The organism is Altererythrobacter sp., assembly GCF_050299635.1.
GTDB lineage: Bacteria > Pseudomonadota > Alphaproteobacteria > Sphingomonadales > Sphingomonadaceae > Erythrobacter.
The window spans coordinates 135,855-153,528 of sequence record NZ_JBNKWF010000006.1; the positions used below are offsets into that span (position 1 = coordinate 135,855).

Annotated in this window: 13 protein-coding genes; 2 read left to right on the forward strand and 11 right to left on the reverse strand. The window is 60.4% G+C overall.

Annotation, left to right across the window (positions count from 1 at the left end):
- Positions 1–13: 13 nt before the first annotated feature.
- Genes ACQY6C_RS04800 through ACQY6C_RS04840 form a run of 9 tightly spaced genes read right to left on the reverse strand, consistent with a single transcriptional unit; the run spans position 14 to position 12,987 of the window.
- On the reverse strand, positions 14–1,201 hold the full coding sequence (locus tag ACQY6C_RS04800) for a molybdopterin molybdotransferase MoeA (protein WP_427965496.1): 1,188 nt from the start codon (positions 1,199–1,201) through the stop codon (positions 14–16).
- The gene (locus ACQY6C_RS04805; RefSeq protein WP_427965499.1) at positions 1,198–1,734 is read right to left on the reverse strand and encodes a molybdenum cofactor synthesis domain-containing protein; all 537 of its coding nucleotides are present in this window, start codon (positions 1,732–1,734) and stop codon (positions 1,198–1,200) included. The genes ACQY6C_RS04800 and ACQY6C_RS04805 overlap by 4 nt, the downstream gene beginning before the upstream one ends.
- 3 nt (positions 1,735–1,737) lie before the next feature.
- On the reverse strand, positions 1,738–2,769 hold the full coding sequence (gene moaA / locus ACQY6C_RS04810; protein WP_427965502.1) for a GTP 3',8-cyclase MoaA: 1,032 nt from the start codon (positions 2,767–2,769) through the stop codon (positions 1,738–1,740).
- Positions 2,766–3,578: a peptidylprolyl isomerase gene (locus ACQY6C_RS04815; RefSeq protein ID WP_427965505.1), complete on the reverse strand. Its 813-nt coding sequence runs from the start codon at positions 3,576–3,578 to the stop codon at positions 2,766–2,768. The genes moaA and ACQY6C_RS04815 overlap by 4 nt, the downstream gene beginning before the upstream one ends.
- On the reverse strand, positions 3,571–4,272 hold the full coding sequence (narI, locus tag ACQY6C_RS04820; RefSeq protein WP_427965508.1) for a respiratory nitrate reductase subunit gamma: 702 nt from the start codon (positions 4,270–4,272) through the stop codon (positions 3,571–3,573). Before narI ends, ACQY6C_RS04815 begins: the two co-directional genes overlap by 8 nt.
- A gap of 3 nt (positions 4,273–4,275) precedes the next feature.
- A complete protein-coding gene (narJ, locus tag ACQY6C_RS04825) occupies positions 4,276–4,980 on the reverse strand; it encodes a nitrate reductase molybdenum cofactor assembly chaperone (RefSeq protein WP_427965511.1) in 705 nt (234 codons plus the stop codon).
- The gene (narH, locus tag ACQY6C_RS04830) at positions 4,980–6,506 is read right to left on the reverse strand and encodes a nitrate reductase subunit beta (protein WP_427965514.1); all 1,527 of its coding nucleotides are present in this window, start codon (positions 6,504–6,506) and stop codon (positions 4,980–4,982) included. The genes narJ and narH overlap by 1 nt, the downstream gene beginning before the upstream one ends.
- Positions 6,503–10,240 (reverse strand): nitrate reductase subunit alpha, encoded by a 3,738-nt coding sequence (locus tag ACQY6C_RS04835; protein WP_427965516.1) that lies wholly within the window; start codon positions 10,238–10,240, stop codon positions 6,503–6,505. Before ACQY6C_RS04835 ends, narH begins: the two co-directional genes overlap by 4 nt.
- Positions 10,237–12,987 carry a nitrate/nitrite transporter gene (locus tag ACQY6C_RS04840; protein ID WP_427965519.1) on the reverse strand — a complete coding sequence of 917 codons (2,751 nt, stop codon included), beginning with the start codon at positions 12,985–12,987 and terminating at the stop codon, positions 10,237–10,239. Before ACQY6C_RS04840 ends, ACQY6C_RS04835 begins: the two co-directional genes overlap by 4 nt.
- Positions 12,988–13,203: 216 nt before the next feature.
- Here ACQY6C_RS04840 and ACQY6C_RS04845 point away from each other — a divergent pair, with 216 nt between their 5' ends.
- On the forward strand, positions 13,204–13,890 hold the full coding sequence (locus ACQY6C_RS04845) for a cyclic nucleotide-binding domain-containing protein (RefSeq protein ID WP_427965522.1): 687 nt from the start codon (positions 13,204–13,206) through the stop codon (positions 13,888–13,890).
- Positions 13,891–13,929: 39 nt separating this feature from the next.
- Here ACQY6C_RS04845 and ACQY6C_RS04850 read toward each other — a convergent pair whose 3' ends face one another.
- Positions 13,930–15,144: an alginate export family protein gene (locus tag ACQY6C_RS04850; protein WP_427965524.1), complete on the reverse strand. Its 1,215-nt coding sequence runs from the start codon at positions 15,142–15,144 to the stop codon at positions 13,930–13,932.
- Positions 15,145–15,267: 123 nt separating this feature from the next.
- Between ACQY6C_RS04850 and ACQY6C_RS04855 the strand changes: the two genes are divergently transcribed.
- Positions 15,268–16,437 (forward strand): NnrS family protein, encoded by a 1,170-nt coding sequence (locus ACQY6C_RS04855; protein WP_427965527.1) that lies wholly within the window; start codon positions 15,268–15,270, stop codon positions 16,435–16,437.
- A 295-nt stretch (positions 16,438–16,732) separates the two neighbouring features.
- Here the strand turns inward: ACQY6C_RS04855 and ACQY6C_RS04860 are convergent.
- The coding region (locus tag ACQY6C_RS04860; RefSeq protein ID WP_427965530.1) for an EAL domain-containing protein at positions 16,733–17,674 on the reverse strand (942 nt) is incomplete at its 5' end.

Below are 17,674 nucleotides of genomic sequence, written 5' to 3' on the forward strand. Positions count from 1 at the left end.
TAATTCGCGGAAGTCAGAATGGTGTGGCGTCGATTGACGCGCCTGCCGGCATTTCAGCCTGGCCTGCCGGGCATCGGATGAGCCAGTCTGCCGCAACCAGTGCTGCTTGCGCGCCGCTATCCTGATTGCTGACTGGAGTCAGGCCATCGCTGCCCCAATGCGCGCGTACAAAGGTCTCGCGGCTGCTTGTAGCGGGCAGGGGAGCGGCCAGCGGCAGCTTTCGCCATGATTGCACATCGCCGCTCTCAACGCCTTGCAGGCGCGCCAGAACGGGTCTGAGGAGCAGCGCAGCGGTGACCATGGCCGAGGTGGGATTGCCTGGCAGCCCGAACACGAGTTTTGTTCCGGCCTTGCCCAGCCAAACCGGCTTGCCCGGCTTGATCGCAACCTTGGCGAAGATCAGTTCGAGCCCGTGGGCCTCGAACATGGTCTTGGCGTAATCCTTCTCGCCGACCGATGCCCCACCGATAACCACTGCGATATCGGCCGCTGCGAGCGCTTCCCCTGCGGCCTGTTCCAGCGTCGAGATGCAATCGGCGCCGCTGATGCGCTTTGTGACTTGAGCGCCAGCCTCGGCGGCAAGAGCGGCGACACCGAAACTGCCGGATTCGGGGATCATGCTTGCAGGCCGCGTGTGCGCAGTGCCCGGCTGAACCAGCTCGTCCCCGGTCGCGACGATGGAAAGCTGCGGACGGCGATAGACCGTGGCTTCGCCGCAATCGGCCCCGGCCAGCGCCACCATGGCGCGCGGGCCAAGCCTCGTTCCGGCGGGGAGGATCGTGGAACCGCTGGCAAAATCGCTGCCTTGCTTGCGCACATGCCAGCCCGGCCCATATTCGTTGACGATCTGCATCTCGCCATCATCGGCTTTGCAGTTTTCCTGAATGATGACGCGGTCGGCACCTTCAGGCAGCGGCGCGCCAGTGAAGATTCTGACCGTTTCGCCCGGTCCGACGACAGGCGGCACCTTTCCGCCTGCAAAGCTCTTGCCGATTACGCGAAAGCTCTTGCCCACCGCTGCATCGGCATCACGCAATGCATAGCCGTCCATGGCCGAAACATCGCATCGCGGCGACGAAACTGCAGCGCTGACCGGCTCGGCCAGAACCCTGCCATGGGCATCGGCCAGAGATACGCGTTCCGCTTCGAGCGGCTTCACATTGGCCGCGATCAGCGCAATCGCTTCATCGAAGGAAATCATGCACAGACATCGCGCAGCCGAGGCAGGGCGCCCGCGATCGAACAGGGCTTGTGCCGGCTGTCGAATTCAAGCTCGAGCAAGCCGTCCCAGGCGTCCTTGCAGGCGCCGGTCGAACCTGGAACGCAAAAGATAAAGGCATCGCCAGCCTGCCCGGCAAAGGCGCGCGACTGCATCGAAGCGACGCCGACGGTCTGCAGGCTCTTCTGGTGGAAGGCGACGGAAAAGCCGTCCATTTCCCGTTGCAGCAGCGGTTTCACCGCTTCCGGCGTGTTGTCGCGCGGAGAAAAGCCGGTGCCACCGGTCGTCAGGATAATTTCAATTTCCGGGTGAGCGAGCCATTCGTTGAGCTGCGCGCGGATCGATTCGACATCGTCCTTCACGATAGCGCGGTCGAGCAACTGGTGCCCAGCCGAGGTGAGCCGGTCCGCCAGCAATCCGCCGGACGTATCGGTCTCCATGCTGCGCGTATCTGAAATGGTCAGCACGGCCATGCCGAGCGGGTAGAAGGTCAGGCTTTCATCAATACCCGGCACGGGTCATCCTCCGATCGAAGCGAGATGCGGTGTTGCACCGCTATTCCCCTGATGCAACCTGTGGGCCGGTGCCTTCGTAGCGGTGAGCGCGCGAATCCGGTCCACCAGCGCATCTTCGCTTGCATCATCCTGCAGCAAAGGGCGCAGGTCCAGTCCGCCATCGCCGAACAGGCAGAGATGCAGCCGCCCATCGGACGAAATGCGCAGCCGGTTGCAGCTTGCGCAGAAATCCTTCGAATAGGGCGCGATGATGCCGATCCGGCCTTTCGCCTGTGGATGGCAATATTCGACCGCCGGGCCGGCACCGGGGTCTCTGGCGCGGCGATTCCAGCCAAGGCCTTCCAACTGATCGATCACAGTCTGGCCCGGGAGATGGCGCTCAGCGAAGAAGCTGGCGTTGTCATTGGTCCGCATCACTTCGATGAAGCGAAGCGAAAGGTCGCGCTGGGCAACGAAGTCGATCATCGCCTCAAGCTCGCCGTCATTCACGCCCCGCATCAACACCGCGTTGAGCTTGATGCTTTCGAAGCCGGCAGCACGCGCGGCTTCAACTCCGCGCAGAACCTCATCCAGCCGATCATGACCGGTGATTGTGGAGAAACGCGCGGGATCGAGCGAATCCAGGCTGATGTTGATCGCACTTACCCCGGAATCGCGCCAGGCCTGCGCACGCTCGGCCAGGCGATAGCCATTGGTGGTCATCGCCAGTCGCCTAATGCCCGGGACAGAGGACACCGTGCGGGCAACCTCGTCGAAATCGCGCCGCAAGGTCGGCTCGCCGCCGGTCAACCGCACCTTCCAAAGGCCCAGCCGGGCAAAGGCGGAAACGATGCGCCCTATCTCCTCGACCGAAAGCTCGGCTGGCTTGCCGCACTGCTTCCGGTACCCTTCGGGCAGGCAATAGGTGCAACGAAAATTGCAAACATCGGTCAAGGACAGGCGCAGATATTCGAACCTGCGACCGACGCTATCGGTCAGTTGTGCATCCGGCCTTTCGGGAAAGGTCAGCACATCGCGCGGGCGGGCATCGCTCACTGAACCAGTGGCCCATCCGCAATAGGCAATTCGACGCCTTCGATTTCGGTCTCGCTGGCTAGGATCGAAAGATATTGCGCCATCGCACGGCGATAGCTCGCCTCTTCCAGATATCCGCAAATGGAGGCCTCAACCGCTTCGAAGGGGAGCTGCTGCCCGTCAATGCGGCGCCCGGCGCGGATGACATGCACGCCATAGGGCGACTTCACCGGTTCGCGGCACAACTCGCCTTCGGAGAGCGCAAACAGCGCCTGTTCGAACTCGGGCACGGTCTGTCCGCGTCCGATCTGACCCAGATTGCCGCCTTGCTCTTTCGAGGGGCAAGCAGACTGCTCGCGCGCCAAATCGGCGAAACAGGCGGGGTCCTGTTCGATCTTGCGAATCAGCATCCGCGCGTCGCCCACCGCAAGGCTGTAGGCGAAGTCATCGGCTGGATTGGCAGACAGCAGGATATGCTCCGCCTCGACAAGCGTTTCGCTGGCGAAGCGTTCGCTATGCGCATCGTAGAAACGGCGCGCCTCTTCGCTCGTGGCATTCGGCACCTTGACCTGTTGCGAGATCAGCGCGTCGATCTTTGCGTCGTCATCGGCCAGCTTCTGCCCGTCCGCATCCAGCACTTCCGTGGCAGCGATGTCCTGCCGGTCAGCTTCGGAGAGGAGCAATTGCCGGATCGCAAGTGCCTCTGCCGCAGCTTGCCAGGCGGCCTCTGCATCGGCTGCGGGGTGGTTCTGCGCTTCGGCAGCAATGGCGGCGGGGGGGATCTCGACGTCGCCGACCCTGATCCCCGCCTGTTCCAACTGATCAGCCATGGCTCAGGCTCCGGCGAGAGCGAACGATCTGATAGCCGCCGCGCCACAGATAGCGCACAGGGGCCGACAGCATGTGCACAAGCCGGGTGAAGGGGAACAGAAGCAGGATCGTCAGCCCCAGGAAGAGGTGCAGCTTGAAGATGATATGCACGTCGGCAACGAACTCCGACGCGCCACCCTGGAAGGTGAAGATACCCTGTGCCCAGTTCATGAACTTGATCATCTCATGGCCATCGAGGTGCTGTGCCGAAAGCGGAATCGTCGCGAGGCCCAGCGCAAGCTGAATCCACAGCAGCAGGATCACCATATTGTCGCTGAAATTGGATGCCGCACGCACGCGCGGATCGAAGAAGCGACGATGGATCAGCAATGTTGCGCCGGTGATGGCCATAACGCCGGCAATGCCGCCCGCGATCATCGCCAGCAGCTGCTTCGCGCCATGCGGGATGCCCAGCGCGTCGAAGATGGCGATCGGCGTCAACAGCCCGACAACATGGCCGGCGAAAATGAACAGCACGCCGACATGGAACAGGACCGAACCCCAGATCAGCTGCTTGCGGCGCAAGAGCTGGCTGGAGCCGGAGCGCCAGCTATAGGGCTCGCGGTCGAACCGGATGATCGAGCCAAGGGCGAGGGTGGCCAGCGCGATATAGGGATACACGCCGAACAGCAGATGATTGATGAAGCCTTCCATGGCTCAGCTCCTCGAAGGGGTTTTGGCAAGTTCAGGATCGCGCATGCGATCCAGTATCGCGCTCACTTGCGGGCAGGCGGCGTTGGGATCGGGTGCGGCTTCGGCGGTGAAGCGGATCTCTTCCTCTTCCCATTGTGCGTCGAGCGCTTCGAGATCCTGCGGATCGTCGGCCGGAGGTAGCGAATTGGCCGCTTCCTCGTCCATCTCCACCCCGGCAATTTCGCACAGCAGCGCGAATAGCGGCGCGTAGTCGGATTCGCGTTCGGCCAGGCGGGCGGCGAGCGCTACCAGCACTACGCCCGGTTCCGCCAAAGTCTCGCGCGCGACCGCTTCGGGCAGGGTGGAGCAATAGTCGAGGAACAGCGGGAGATAATCCGGCAGTTCATTGCCCGTTGGCTCCAGACCTGCGTCGAGATAGCGCTCGCGCAGATCGACCATGGCCTGGCCGCGGTCGCGGCTTTCGCCATGAACATGTTCGAACAGGTGGAGGCTATGCGCCCGCCCGCGATCGAACAGTTCGACATAGGTTTCCTGCGCCTCGTAGATGTCGCTGCTTTCCAAACGAGTGAGCAGCGGATCGAGCGCCTGTACGGCTGTGGCGGGCAGCGACCCTTCCGCAGCGAGACGCTGGCGGATTTCGCCCGCCACAGCCTGCAGATCCCGGTCGGGATACTGCAACAGCAGGGAGATGAGATGGAGTACCTGCATCAGAACACCTCCGTCGGGGTCTGAAGTTTCTTGCGCGCCGGCGCTCCGAACATGTTGGAGTCGCTATTGCCGCCCGAACAGCCATTGCCGAATGAGAAGCCGCAGCTTCCGCGTTCATCATACATGTCCTCGGCATCCTCGCGGTGGCCGGTGGGAATGACGAAGCGATCCTCGTAATTGGCGATCGCCATCACGCGGTACATCTCCTCGACGTGTTCGGGGGTAAGCCCGACCTTGCCAACGATATCCTCGTTCACCACGCCATCCACAGTCTTGGAGCGCATATAGGCGCGCATCGCCAGCATCCGCTCCAGTGCCAGCTTGACCGGCTGCTCGTCACCCGCGGTCAGCAGATTGGCGAGGTATTTGAGCGGGATACGCAGCGATTCAACGTCCGGCATTCCGTCATTGACGGCGATCTTGCCAGCGCTCGCCGCCGAGCTGATCGGCGAAAGCGGCGGCACATACCAGACCATTGGAAGCGTCCGGTATTCGGGGTGGAGCGGGAAGGCGACCTTCCAGTCCATCGCCATCTTGTAGACCGGCGAATGGCGCGCGGCCTCCAGCCATGCTTCCGGCACACCGTCCTTGCGCGCCTGCTCGATCACTTCCGGATCGTTCGGATCGAGGAAGATATCGAGCTGAGCCTGATAGAGGTCCTCCACGCTTTCTGCGCTGGCGGCCTCCTCAATCCGGTCTGCGTCATAGAGCATCACGCCGAGATAGCGGATGCGCCCAACGCAGGTTTCGGAGCAGACCGTCGGCTGGCCCGCTTCGATGCGCGGGTAGCAGAAGATGCATTTCTCGGACTTGCCAGTTTTCCAGTTGTAGTAGATCTTCTTGTAGGGGCAGCCTGAAACGCACATGCGCCATCCGCGGCATGCTTCCTGATCAATCAGGACGATGCCGTCTTCTTCCCGCTTGTAGATTGCGCCCGAAGGACAAGCGGCGACGCATGTTGGGTTGAGGCAGTGCTCGCACAGACGCGGCAGATACATCATGAAGGTGTTTTCGAACTGGCCGTAAATGTCCTTCTGGACACCTTCGAAGTTGTAGTCTTCCGAACGCTTGGAGAACTCTCCGCCCAGGATTTCTTCCCAGTTCGGGCCCCATTCGATCTTTTCCATCCGCTCGCCGGAAATCAGGCTGCGCGGGCGAGCCGAAGGGAACGCCTTGCTTTCACCAGCCTTCTGCAGATGAGCGTAATCGAAGGTGAAGGGTTCGTAGTAATCGTCGATCTCGGGCAGGTCGGGGTTGGCGAAGATCTTCGCCAGCAGCCGCCACTTGCCGCCCATCTTGGGCCGGATCGAGCCACCGGGTGCACGCACCCAGCCGCCGTTCCAGCGCTTCTGGTTTTCCCAATCCTTGGGATAGCCGATGCCGGGCTTGGTCTCGACATTGTTGAACCAGGCGTATTCCATGCCGTCGCGGCTGGTCCACACGTTCTTGCAGGTTACCGAGCAAGTGTGGCAGCCGATGCATTTGTCGAGGTTGAGCACCTTGCCGATTTGTGCGCGAATCTTCATGCTGCGGTCTCCCCTTCAGCAAGGGCTTCTTCGAGCCAGTCAACTTTCTGGAGCTTGCGGACGATGACGTATTCGTCACGGTTCGATCCGACCGTTCCATAATAGTTGAAGCCATAGGCCTGCTGGACATAGCCGCCGATCATATGCGTCGGCTTGAGTACAGCACGGGTGACGGAGTTGTGGATGCCGCCCCGCTGGCCGGTCAGCGGCGAACCGGGAACATTCACGATCTTCTCCTGCGCATGATACATGAACAGCGTGCCTTCCTTCATGCGCTGGGAGACGACCACGCGGGCGACCAGGGCCCCGTTGCTGTTGAAGGTTTCGACCCAGTCATTGTCGACCAGGCCGGCCTTCGCCGCATCGACCTCGCTCATCCAGACGATCGGCCCGCCACGCGACAGCGTCAGCATCAGCAGATTGTCAGTATAGGTCGAGTGGATGCCCCATTTCTGGTGCGGAGTGATGAAGTTCAGCACCACATGCGGCGCGTCCTTCGCTTCATCCAGCATCGGCTTCACGGCCTTTGTGTCGATCGGTGGACGATAGACGCAGAAGCCTTCGCCGAATGCGCGCATCCATTTGTGATCCTGGTAAAGCTGCTGCCTGCCGGTCAGCGTGCGCCACGGGATCAACTCGTGCACGTTGGTGTAGCCGGCATTGTAGCAGACATGCTCGCTTTCAAGGCCGGACCAGGTCGGCGACGAAATGATCTTGCGCGGCTGTGCCTGGATATCGCGGAAGCGGATCTTCTCCTCTTCCTTGGGCAGCGCCAGATGCTTGTGATCGCGGCCGGTGTTCTGCGACAGAGCATCCCACGCCTTCACCGCGACTTCGCCGTTCGTTTCCGGCGCAAGCATCAGGATCACTTCGGCAGCGTCGATCGCGCTTTCGATCTTGGCCATGCCCTTGGTCGGACCGTCCTCGATCACCCGCCCGTTCAGGTCGCGCAGGTTTTCAACCTCATGCTCGGTGTTCCAGCCGATGCCCTTGCCGCCATTGCCCAGCTTGTCCATCAGCGGGCCAAGAGCGGTGAAGCGCTTGTAGAGATTGGGATAATCCCGCTCCACCATCGCAACAGTCGCCATGGTCTTGCCGGGGATCGGCTCGACATCGCCCTTGCCCCAGTCTTCGACGTCATAGGGCTGGGCGATTTCATTGGGGCTGTCATGCTGGATAGGCGTGAGCACGACATCGTGTTCGACCCCCAGCACTTCGGGCGCGACTTCGCTGAACTTTTTAGCGATGCCCTTGTAGATGTCCCAGTCGCTGCGCGATTCCCACACCGGGTTCACCGCCGCTGACAGCGGGTGGATGAAGGGGTGCATGTCGGACGTGTTGAGATCGTCCTTCTCATACCAGCTGGCGGTCGGCAGAACGATGTCCGAATAGACGCAGGTGGTCGACATGCGGAAGTCGAGCGTGACCAGCAGGTCCAGCTTGCCCTTCGGCGCATCGTCATGCCACTTCACGTCCTTGGGCTTCTGCTGGCCGCTTTCGCCCAGATCCTTGCCTTGAACGCCGTGGGCTGTGCCCAGCAGGTGCTTGAGGAAATATTCGTGGCCCTTGCCCGAAGAACCGAGCAGGTTCGAACGCCAGACGAACATGTTGCGCGGCCAGTTGGCCGGATCGTCCGGATCGAAGCAGGACATTTCCAGATCGCCGGACTTGAGCGCCTTGGCGACATAGTCCTTCGCATCTTCACCAGCGGCCAGCGCGGCCTTGCCCACCTCCAGCGGGTTGGTCTTGAGCTGCGGAGCTGACGGTAGCCAGCCCATCCGCTCGGCGCGGGCGTTGTAATCGATCAGGCTCGCATCCCAATCGCCATCCGGCGCGGTGGGAGAGAGGATTTCGTCCACCTCCAGCGTCTCGTAACGCCACTGGTCGGTATGCGCGTAGAAAAAGCTGGTCGAGTTCATGTGACGCGGCGGGCGATTCCAGTCGAGCGCAAAGGCCAGCGCCGTCCAGCCCGTTTGCGGACGCAGTTTTTCCTGGCCGACATAGTGCGACCAGCCGCCGCCCGATTGGCCCACGCAGCCGCACATCACCAGCATGTTGATGATGCCGCGATAGTTCATGTCCATGTGGTACCAGTGGTTGAGACCGGCCCCCAGGATCACCATCGACTTGCCCTTGGTCACCTCCGCATTGTGCGCAAACTCGCGTGCGATGGTGATGATCTGTTCGGCCGGAACGCCGGTGATCTTTTCCGCCCAGGCAGGTGTGTAAGGCACCATTTCGCTATATTCGCGTGCGACATGCTCGCCGCCCAGGCCCCGGTCGAGGCCGTAATTGGCGCAGAACAGGTCGAACACGGTGGCGACGTAGGCCTTGCCTTCCTTGAGCTGCATTTCGCGCGCGGGAACGCGGCGCTTCAGCACATCGGGGTGGTCCGTGCCTTCGAAGTGGTCATGCTCGAGATTGCCGAAATAGGGGAAGCCAACTTCGACAGCTTCATCGTGATGGCTATCAAGGATGTTGGACATGCGCAGCGAGGTCTCGTTGCCCTTTCCGTCCTTCTCCTCGAGATTCCATTTGCCCTTTTCGCCCCAGCGGAAGCCGGCCGAACCATTCGGTGCAACCACTTCGCCTGAAGTGTCGTCGATGGCGACGGTCTTCCAGTCGGGATTGTTGGATTCGCCCAGATCGCCTTCGAAATCGGCGGCGCGAAGTAGCCTTTCGGGGATAAATGCGCCATCCTTCTCAACCAGACGCACCAGCATCGGCATGTCGGAATATTTGCGGCAATAGTCTTCGAAATATTCGGCCTGCCGGTCGAGGTGGAACTCGCGCAGGATCACATGGCCCAGCGCCATGGCGAGCGCGGCATCGGTGCCCTGCTTGGGGTTGAGCCAGAGGTCGGCGAATTTGGTCGCTTCCGCATAGTCGGGAGAGACCACTGCCACCTTGGTTCCGCGATAGCGGGCCTCGGTCATGAAGTGGGCATCGGGCGTGCGCGTTTGCGGCACGTTGGAGCCCCACATCATCAGGAAGCCGGCATTATACCAGTCGGCGCTTTCCGGAACGTCGGTCTGTTCGCCCCAGGTCTGCGGGCTGGACGGCGGAAGGTCGCAGTACCAGTCGTAGAAGGACATGCATGTCCCGCCCAGAAGCGATAGATAGCGCGAACCCGCCGCATAGCTGACCATCGACATGGCCGGGATCGGCGAGAAGCCGAGAACACGGTCGGGCCCATAGGTCTTTGCCGTATAGGCATTGGCCGAAGCGATGATCTCGTTCACTTCGTCCCAGGTCGAACGGACGAAGCCGCCGTGTCCGCGGATTGCGGTATAGCTCTTGCGCTTGGCCGGATCCTCCACGATCGAAGCCCATGCCGCGACGGGAGTACGCACCGCGCGCGCTTCCCGCCACAGTTTCAGCAAGCGCGAACGGACCATCGGGTATTTCAGCCGCTGGGCCGAATAGATATACCAGCTGTAGCTCGCCCCGCGCGGGCAACCACGCGGCTCGTGGTTGGGAAGATCGGGCCGGGTGCGCGGATAATCGGTCTGCTGGGTTTCCCAGGTGATTATCCCGCCCTTGACGTAGATCTTCCAGCTGCACGAGCCCGTGCAGTTCACGCCGTGGGTGCTGCGCACGATCTTGTCGTGCTGCCAGCGCTTGCGATAGCCATCCTCCCAGTCGCGGTTCTGGTTGGTGGTAACGCCGTGCCCATCGGAGAAGGGCGCCTTGGCTTGTTTGAAGAAAGTCAGGCGGTCGAGCAGATGGCTCATGCTGCGGCTCCATTTGCAGTAGCAGGGGTCATGGACGGTGTAGCAGGCACCTTGCCATGTTCGATATCATACAGAAGTCCACCGCGGCGGGTATATGCCCACCAGGTCAGGGCGGCGCAGCTCCCGTAGAAGATGAAGAATCCCCACAAGGCTGCCATTGGCGTTCCGGTCATCTCGATCGAGCTACCGAAGCTCTTCGGGATGAAGAATGCGCCATAGGCCGCGACCGCGGATGTGAAGCCGACGATGGCCGCCGATTCCTTCTCCGCCTGGCGGGTCAGTTCGGGACCCTTCAGTTCCGGCATCAGCTTGGGCACTTCCTGCCGCATGATGATCGGGATCATCTGGAAGGTCGAGGCATTGCCCACGCCCGTCAGGAAGAACATGGCGATGAACATGCCCAGGAAGCCCCACCAGCTGCCTGCTTCGAGGAAGTAGACGATTCCGACCACGGCAAGCATCATTCCAACGAACACCCAGAATGTGACGCGTCCGCCGCCCCAGCGATCCGAGATCCATCCCGTTGCCGCGCGGCTGAGCGCACCAACAAGCGGGCCGAGGAAGACGTATTTGAGCACGTCGACATCGGGGAACTCGCTCTTGGCCAGTAGCGGCAGGCCAGCGGAGAAACCGATGAACGAGCCGAAGGTGCCGGTGTAGAGCCAGCTCATCAGCCAGTTGTCCTTGCGCTGGAAGATCACCGCCTGTTCGGCAAAGCTGGCCTTGGCATCGGCGATGTCGTTCATCCCGAACCATGCAAGCAAGGTCGATGCGACGATGAAGGGCACCCAGATGAAGCCTGCATTCTGCAGCCAGAGCTGGCCACCTTCCCCGGTTTGCTGCGGTTCGCCGCCAAGCGCCCCGAGAACGCCTGCGGCGATCACGATCGGGACGACGAACTGCATTACCGACACACCCAGGTTTCCGAGGCCGGCATTGAGCGCCAGTGCGTTACCCTTCTGCGCCTTGGGGAAGAAGAAGCTGATATTCGCCATGGAGGAAGCGAAATTGCCTCCGCCGAAGCCGCACAGCAACGCCAGCACCAGGAAGATCAGATAGGGCGTTTCAGGGTTCTGAACCGCATATCCGATGCCGAACGCGGGGATCACCAACGAAGCGGTCGACAGCGTCGTCCACAGCCGGCCACCGAAGATCGGGACCATGAAGCTGTAGAATATCCGCAGCGTCGCACCGGACAGCCCCGGCAGGGCCGCCAACCAGAACAGCTGGTTGGTGGTATAGTCGAAGCCGATCGATGGCAGCTTGGCCACGACCATCGACCACACCATCCACACGCAGAAGGCGAGCAGCAGCGCCGGGATCGAGATGTAGAGGTTGCGCCGGGCGATACGTTCGCCCGTGCTTTCCCAGAAATCGGGATCCTCCGGCGCCCATTCGGTCAGCAGCTTGGAGCTCTTTGCCTCCCGCTCCTGCGCCTGGTCGTGCAATTCCACCATTTCCGGGAACTCGGGCAGCGAGCGTGTATCGATACCCGCTGCCTTCTGTTCCATCTGACGGATGGCGATGTGCATCCACAGGAATGCTACTGCCACCAGAGCGAACAGGACCATGAAACAACTGGTCCAGATGCCCGTCAGATCGCTGACGGCGCCGAACACGATCGGCAGGACGAAGCCGCCGAGGCCGCCGACGAGGCCGACCAGGCCGCCCACCGAACCGACATGGCCGGGGTAATAGACCGGTATGTGCTTATAGACCGCGGCCTTGCCCAGCGACATGAAGAAGCCAAGCACGAAGACTGTGATGACGAAGGGAATAAGGCTCATCGAAGTCGAAAAGGCGATGTCCCCCTCAACCCCGTGGATCACATAATCCGTAGCGGGATAGGAAAGCATGAAGAGGCACACGAGCGAGACGCCGAAGGTTGCGTACATCACCTTGCGCGCGCCGTAGCGGTCCGACAGAATTCCGCCATAGGCGCGGAACAGGCTGGCAGAGAGTGAGAACGCAGCTGCCAGGATACCGGCCGTCTCGATATCGACCTTGTAGAGCCCGACGATGTAGTGAGGCAGCCACAGGGCCAGCGCGACGAATGCACCGAAAACGAAGAAGTAATAGAGCGAAAAGCGCCAGATCTGCTCGTTCTTGAGCGGAGCGAGCTGTTCCTTGAGACCCATCGGCTTCTCGCCGCTGGCCTTGCGCGCAGCCAGTTCCGGATCATCCTTGGAGAACAGATAGAAGATCACGGCCATTATGGCAGCGGCAGTCGCCCAGATCTGCGCAACAGCCTGCCAGCCCATGGCGACCATGACGAACGGGGCCCCCATCTTGGTGATGGCGGCGCCGACATTGCCCATGCCGAAGAAGCCAAGCGCGGCTCCCTGTCTTTCATGCGGATACCATTTGGAGACATAGGCGACGCCGACGGCGAAGGTGCCGCCCGCCACGCCCAGGCCGAGAGCGGCCAGAAGCATGATATAGTAACTGCTGGCGTAGGACAGGAGGAACGTGGCCACCGCCGAGGCGATCATGGTCAGGGGGAAGACGATTCGTCCTCCATATTGATCTGTCCATACGCCAAGGAACAGGCGTGTTAGTGATCCGGTCAGGATCGGCGTACCGACCAGCAAGCCGAATTGAGTATCGGTAAGACCGAGCTCTTCTTTGATCTCGACCCCGATGATCGCAAAGATCGTCCAGACCGCGAAGCAGACAGTGAATGAGATCGTACTGAGGCCAAGGGCCCGCTTCTGTTCCCCTGCACTGGCGATTTCCTGTTGTGACATGGCATGCTCCCTGCCTTTGAGAGATAGGCAATAACGCCATCGGTGGATTCAATCGACTGTTCTTTGACATCGATCAAATTAGTGACACGACCACTGTCAATCAGATTACAGCCTGATCTAAATGATTTCGAGGCACGATTTTCATCAAGAGGTGAATTGATAATCATCAAATGTCAGGCTACCGGTGGTTGGTAGCAAAGTGAGGTGCAAGGTTTCGTGAGAGTCGGCGAAAGGCCAGAAATTGCCCAACTGCCCCTGTTTCGCGAAATGGACGACGCGAAACGGGAGCGCGTTTTTGCGGGCTCGTTCCTTCAGGTATTTCCACCGCAACTGACGCTGTTCGAACTTGGGCAGCATGCGGATTTTCTCCATGTCCTGGTTGATGGCGTGGTAGAGCTTTCCGCCACCAGTGGTGGCCGTGAAACAACCATGCGTATCGTCGAGCCGGTCACGAGCTTTATCCTTGCAGCCGTTGTCAACGACCTGCCCTATCTGATGACCGCGCGTACGCTCGAACCCTCGCGCATCCTGCTGGTGCCCGCTGCATTGATACGCGAAGTTATCAGGCAGGATACGGCATTGATGCAGGCTACGATGCACGAACTGGCGCTTGCCTATCGCGATCTCGTCCGTGCCCTGGTCGATATGAAACTGCGCCAGTCGGCAGAGCGACTCGGCAATTACCTGTTGCAGCAAGACTTTCGTCAGTCGGCCAAGGGGGTCGTTCAGCTGAAGGCCGAAAAGCGCGTGCTCGCTTCGCTGCTCGGCATGACCCCGGAGAACCTCTCGCGCGCCTTTTCCATGCTGTCGGCACATGGCGTGCGAGTTGAGGGCAGCACCATCAGTATCATTGATCGCGATGCGTTGAATGCGTTCGCCCGACCCGATCCGATTCCGGTTTGAAAACGGCCCGCTCCTGTGTGGAGCAGGCCGTCGGGAGGATCAGAATTTGGCCTGGACCTGGAACCAGGCCTTCTTCGTGTCAGTCGCAAAATCCTTCGCATTGTAGCTTGCGAATTTGGCGAGCACGGTGATCTTCTTGGTCAGCGGATAGGCAATGAGCGCATCCCATTCAGAACCGTAGTTCAGACCGCCGCGCGTAGAATTGAAATCGTGATAGACAGCGCGCAATGTCAGGCCCTTAACGCCTGAGTCCTGGCCGAATTTATAGGATGCGTCGGCGTAGAGGTCGCGCAAACCGTTAGCCGGGGTGTTCAGGAATTTATCCGACCATCCGTTGAATGCATGAAGCGTGGCAAGCGGTGTCTGCAAGGCGGACGTGCCATTGCCCTCAAGCCGCTCGAACCCGGCCTTGATTGTAAAGCCCGAGGCGGAAATTCCTGGCTCGACCAGCATATAGTCGAGCGTAAAGTCAGCCGGATTGGCCGCATGGTCGCTCTGCCGGGCATATTCCGCCGCATAGAGCAGCTTGGCCTTGCCGCCGAGCGGCTGGTTGCCAGCGAACCGCAGGCCGAAGGTCTTCGTGTTTGCAGCAGGCGCAGCGGGAATGTCGAGCCAATAGGCATAACCAGTCAGCGTGCCGATTTTGCCGGGATTGGCGCTCACATGCAGTGCATGGATATTGGTGTCGTGCCAGATGCCGTTGGGCGAATCCGGCCCGAAGATGCGGTTGACGCGCCAAGCATAGGTATAGTCAGCGCTGATCGCCTTACCTGGCTTCACCGTAAGCCGCGCGGCGTCGAGCGTCTGGTCGTTCTGGCGCCAACCAACCGATCCGATCCAGCGCTGGTTGTCGAGATTGACCACTTGGCGTCCGGCCTTCACCGCAATCTCTTCGATCGGGCGGTATTGGAGGTAAGCCTGGTTGAGCAGGACATCGCTGGGGTCCGCCACGACCGGATAGGCCGTACGACCGTTGACCGTATCGTTGTAGTCCCTTGGCCCGACCCGCGCGATCGCTTCACCTTCGACAAGCGCGCTAAAGCCGTTCCATTCGCCGAGCTTGACACCCGCCTTCACGCGCAGCGTCGAGGCTGTCGCATCTTCGGGCAGGCCATCCTGGTCGACCAGTTCCAGCCGGTACCGGATATCGGCATAGGGTGTTACGGTGACGTCCTTGTCGGCTTCTGCGTAAGCGACCGAAGGACAGAGAACTGCAGCAAGCAGTATGGCGGGCGTGAGAACTGTTTGATTCATGTTGCCCAGATACGAGAATTGACCCCATAGTAATTGACTTTTATCAAAGTGCGGTCGTGTTTAGGCTGCAATATTTGGTGCATGATGGACAACACAGATCGACTGAAATTGCGGCGCCAGAGAATGGAAGCGTCTCCTCCTATCCTGCGCGGCGGCTTTCGCCCGTTCTTTCTAGGTGCTGGAATCTGGGCGATTCTTGCGATTGCGATCTGGCTTTGGGCGCTCGAAGCGGGGACGATGCGGATTGGAGCGCTCGATCCACTCTCCTGGCATCGGCACGAGATGCTGTTCGGCTTCGTTGGTGGCGCCATCGCCGGATTTTCGCTCACCGCAGTGCCCAATTGGACCGGACGCTTGCCTATTGCCGGCGCGCCACTCGCCGGGATTGCGCTCTGGTGGCTCACCGCGCGGCTGCTGCCCTTCGCCTTCCCCAATCTTCCGTTGATGGCGCTGGCGGCGGTGGACGGCGGATTTTATGTCGGCCTTGCGCTCCTGATCCTGCGTGAAATCGTCCAGGCCAAGAATCGCAACGTTCCGGTTGCAATCGTTATCGGCCTCCTGGGTGTGGCGAACATCCTCGACTACGCTGGCGCGGCGGGGGCGATCGATCCCGACCTGGGAATCCATGCCGGAATTGGGATCGCGGTTGTACTCGTTTCGCTGATTGGCGGCCGAATCGTGCCTTCCTTCACGCGCAACTGGATGCAGCGCGAGCAAGTATCGGGGACAATGCCGACTCAGGCCGGTCGCTTCGATCTGGCCGTTATTGCGGTCACGACTGTGGCGCTGATCGCCTGGATCGTGTTCGGCCTTGCGGAGTATCCGGCGGTCCTGCTGCTGGCCGCGGGCCTGCTTCAATTGCTCCGGCTTGCGCGGTGGAGCGGCTGGCGGACTGCCCGCTCGCCGATAGTCGTCGTCCTTCATCTGGCATATGTCTGGATTCCGGTCGGGCTATTGCTGTTGGCGGCCACCGGTTTTGGTTATCCGATCGCCCCAAGTGCCGGCATCCATGCACTGACGGTGGGCGCGATGGCGAGCATGATTCTGGCCGTCATGACCCGGGCAACGCTGGGTCACACGGGCAGGGCGCTGCATGCGGATCTGGCCACCAGAGCTTGCTATGCTGCGATACAGCTTGCGGTGATTGCCCGCGTTCTCGCATCGGTGATGAGCGAGTTTTATCAGCCATTGCTGCACGTGGCCGGAGCGTTCTGGATCGCAGCTTTCGGCCTCTTCGTGTTTGCCTATGCGCCCAAACTGCTGAGCGAAAGAAGCGACGCAGCGTCAAAATAACTGCAACTCAAAAAGCGAATGAGGTCTGTGAGTCCTGGCTGTTTGCGAACGGCAGGACCAAGGCCTTCGCTCGATTGCTTGTCGTTGAACAAACCCGAGCTGCACCAATAGGTCAGCGCTCAAGGGAACGTAGCAAAGGCATAAAAAAGGCCCCGCAACGGGGGCCTTCGTTTATCGATATGGATCGCTGTTTAAGCGAAAATCCAGTCCCAGATTGAACGAAGCATACCCTGTCTCCTGCAGCAAAGTGAGACATATGAGTACGTTAACCATCAATCTTTGTAAAGTATTAACCTTACCCGCTTCGTTGTATAGAGCTATCTCTTTGTAAACGCATGGTTTCATGTAGGAGCGAAAAGGTTTGCGGGCGGGCGATACAGAAGCCCTGGCCCAAATCGCCGCCCAAATCTCTTAACATGTCGAGCGTCGCGATGTCCTCGATTCCCTCGGCTACGTTGGCCAGGCCCAAATCCCTGGAAAGGTTGAGCATATTTCCAACGATTGCTCGCGCCATCGGATCGCTTGCGGTCGCGCCAGCAAACATCCGGTCAATCTTCAATTCGGAGAATGGCAGGCGGTAGAGCGCGTCAAGATTTGCGCTGGCAATGCCGAAGTCGTCGATCGAGAAGCGAATGCCCGACCTGGCGATACGCTCCATTATCTCGCGTGCTACCCTGAAATCCTCGATTCGGGCGGTTTCGGTAATCTCGATAATGATCTGCGCCGGATCGGCCCCCGTTTCGGCCAGCATCGCCTCGACCATGTCAGCGATTCGATGGTCGACGAATTGGATGGCAGAGACATTGACGGATATCCGTGGCGGCAGGCCATCGTCCTGCAATGAGCGCGAAGCCTCCAGGCTTAGCCGGAGAATCCGCTTGGTCAGTTCGTCGAGGCGCCCGGCTCGTTCGCACTGGAGGATGAAACGTGCCGGCGAAATTTCGCCATGCTGCTGGTCCACCCATCGAGCGAGCGCTTCTGCCCCTACTATCAGCCCCGTTTGCAAGTCGATCTGAGGCTGAAGCTTGATCCAGATGCGGTTCTCAGAGAGCGCATCTTCGAGCCTTGCCTGCAACGAATAGTCCCATGCTTCGCTGTCGGCTTCGAAGTCGGTGATGATGAACACCGGACGATATGTCTCTCGAGCCTGATCGGCAGCCGCAATTGCGGAACTGATACGGCTGGAAGGCAGTTTGTTGTTCGAATGATCGACGCCGATTGTCATCGAAACGTCGAT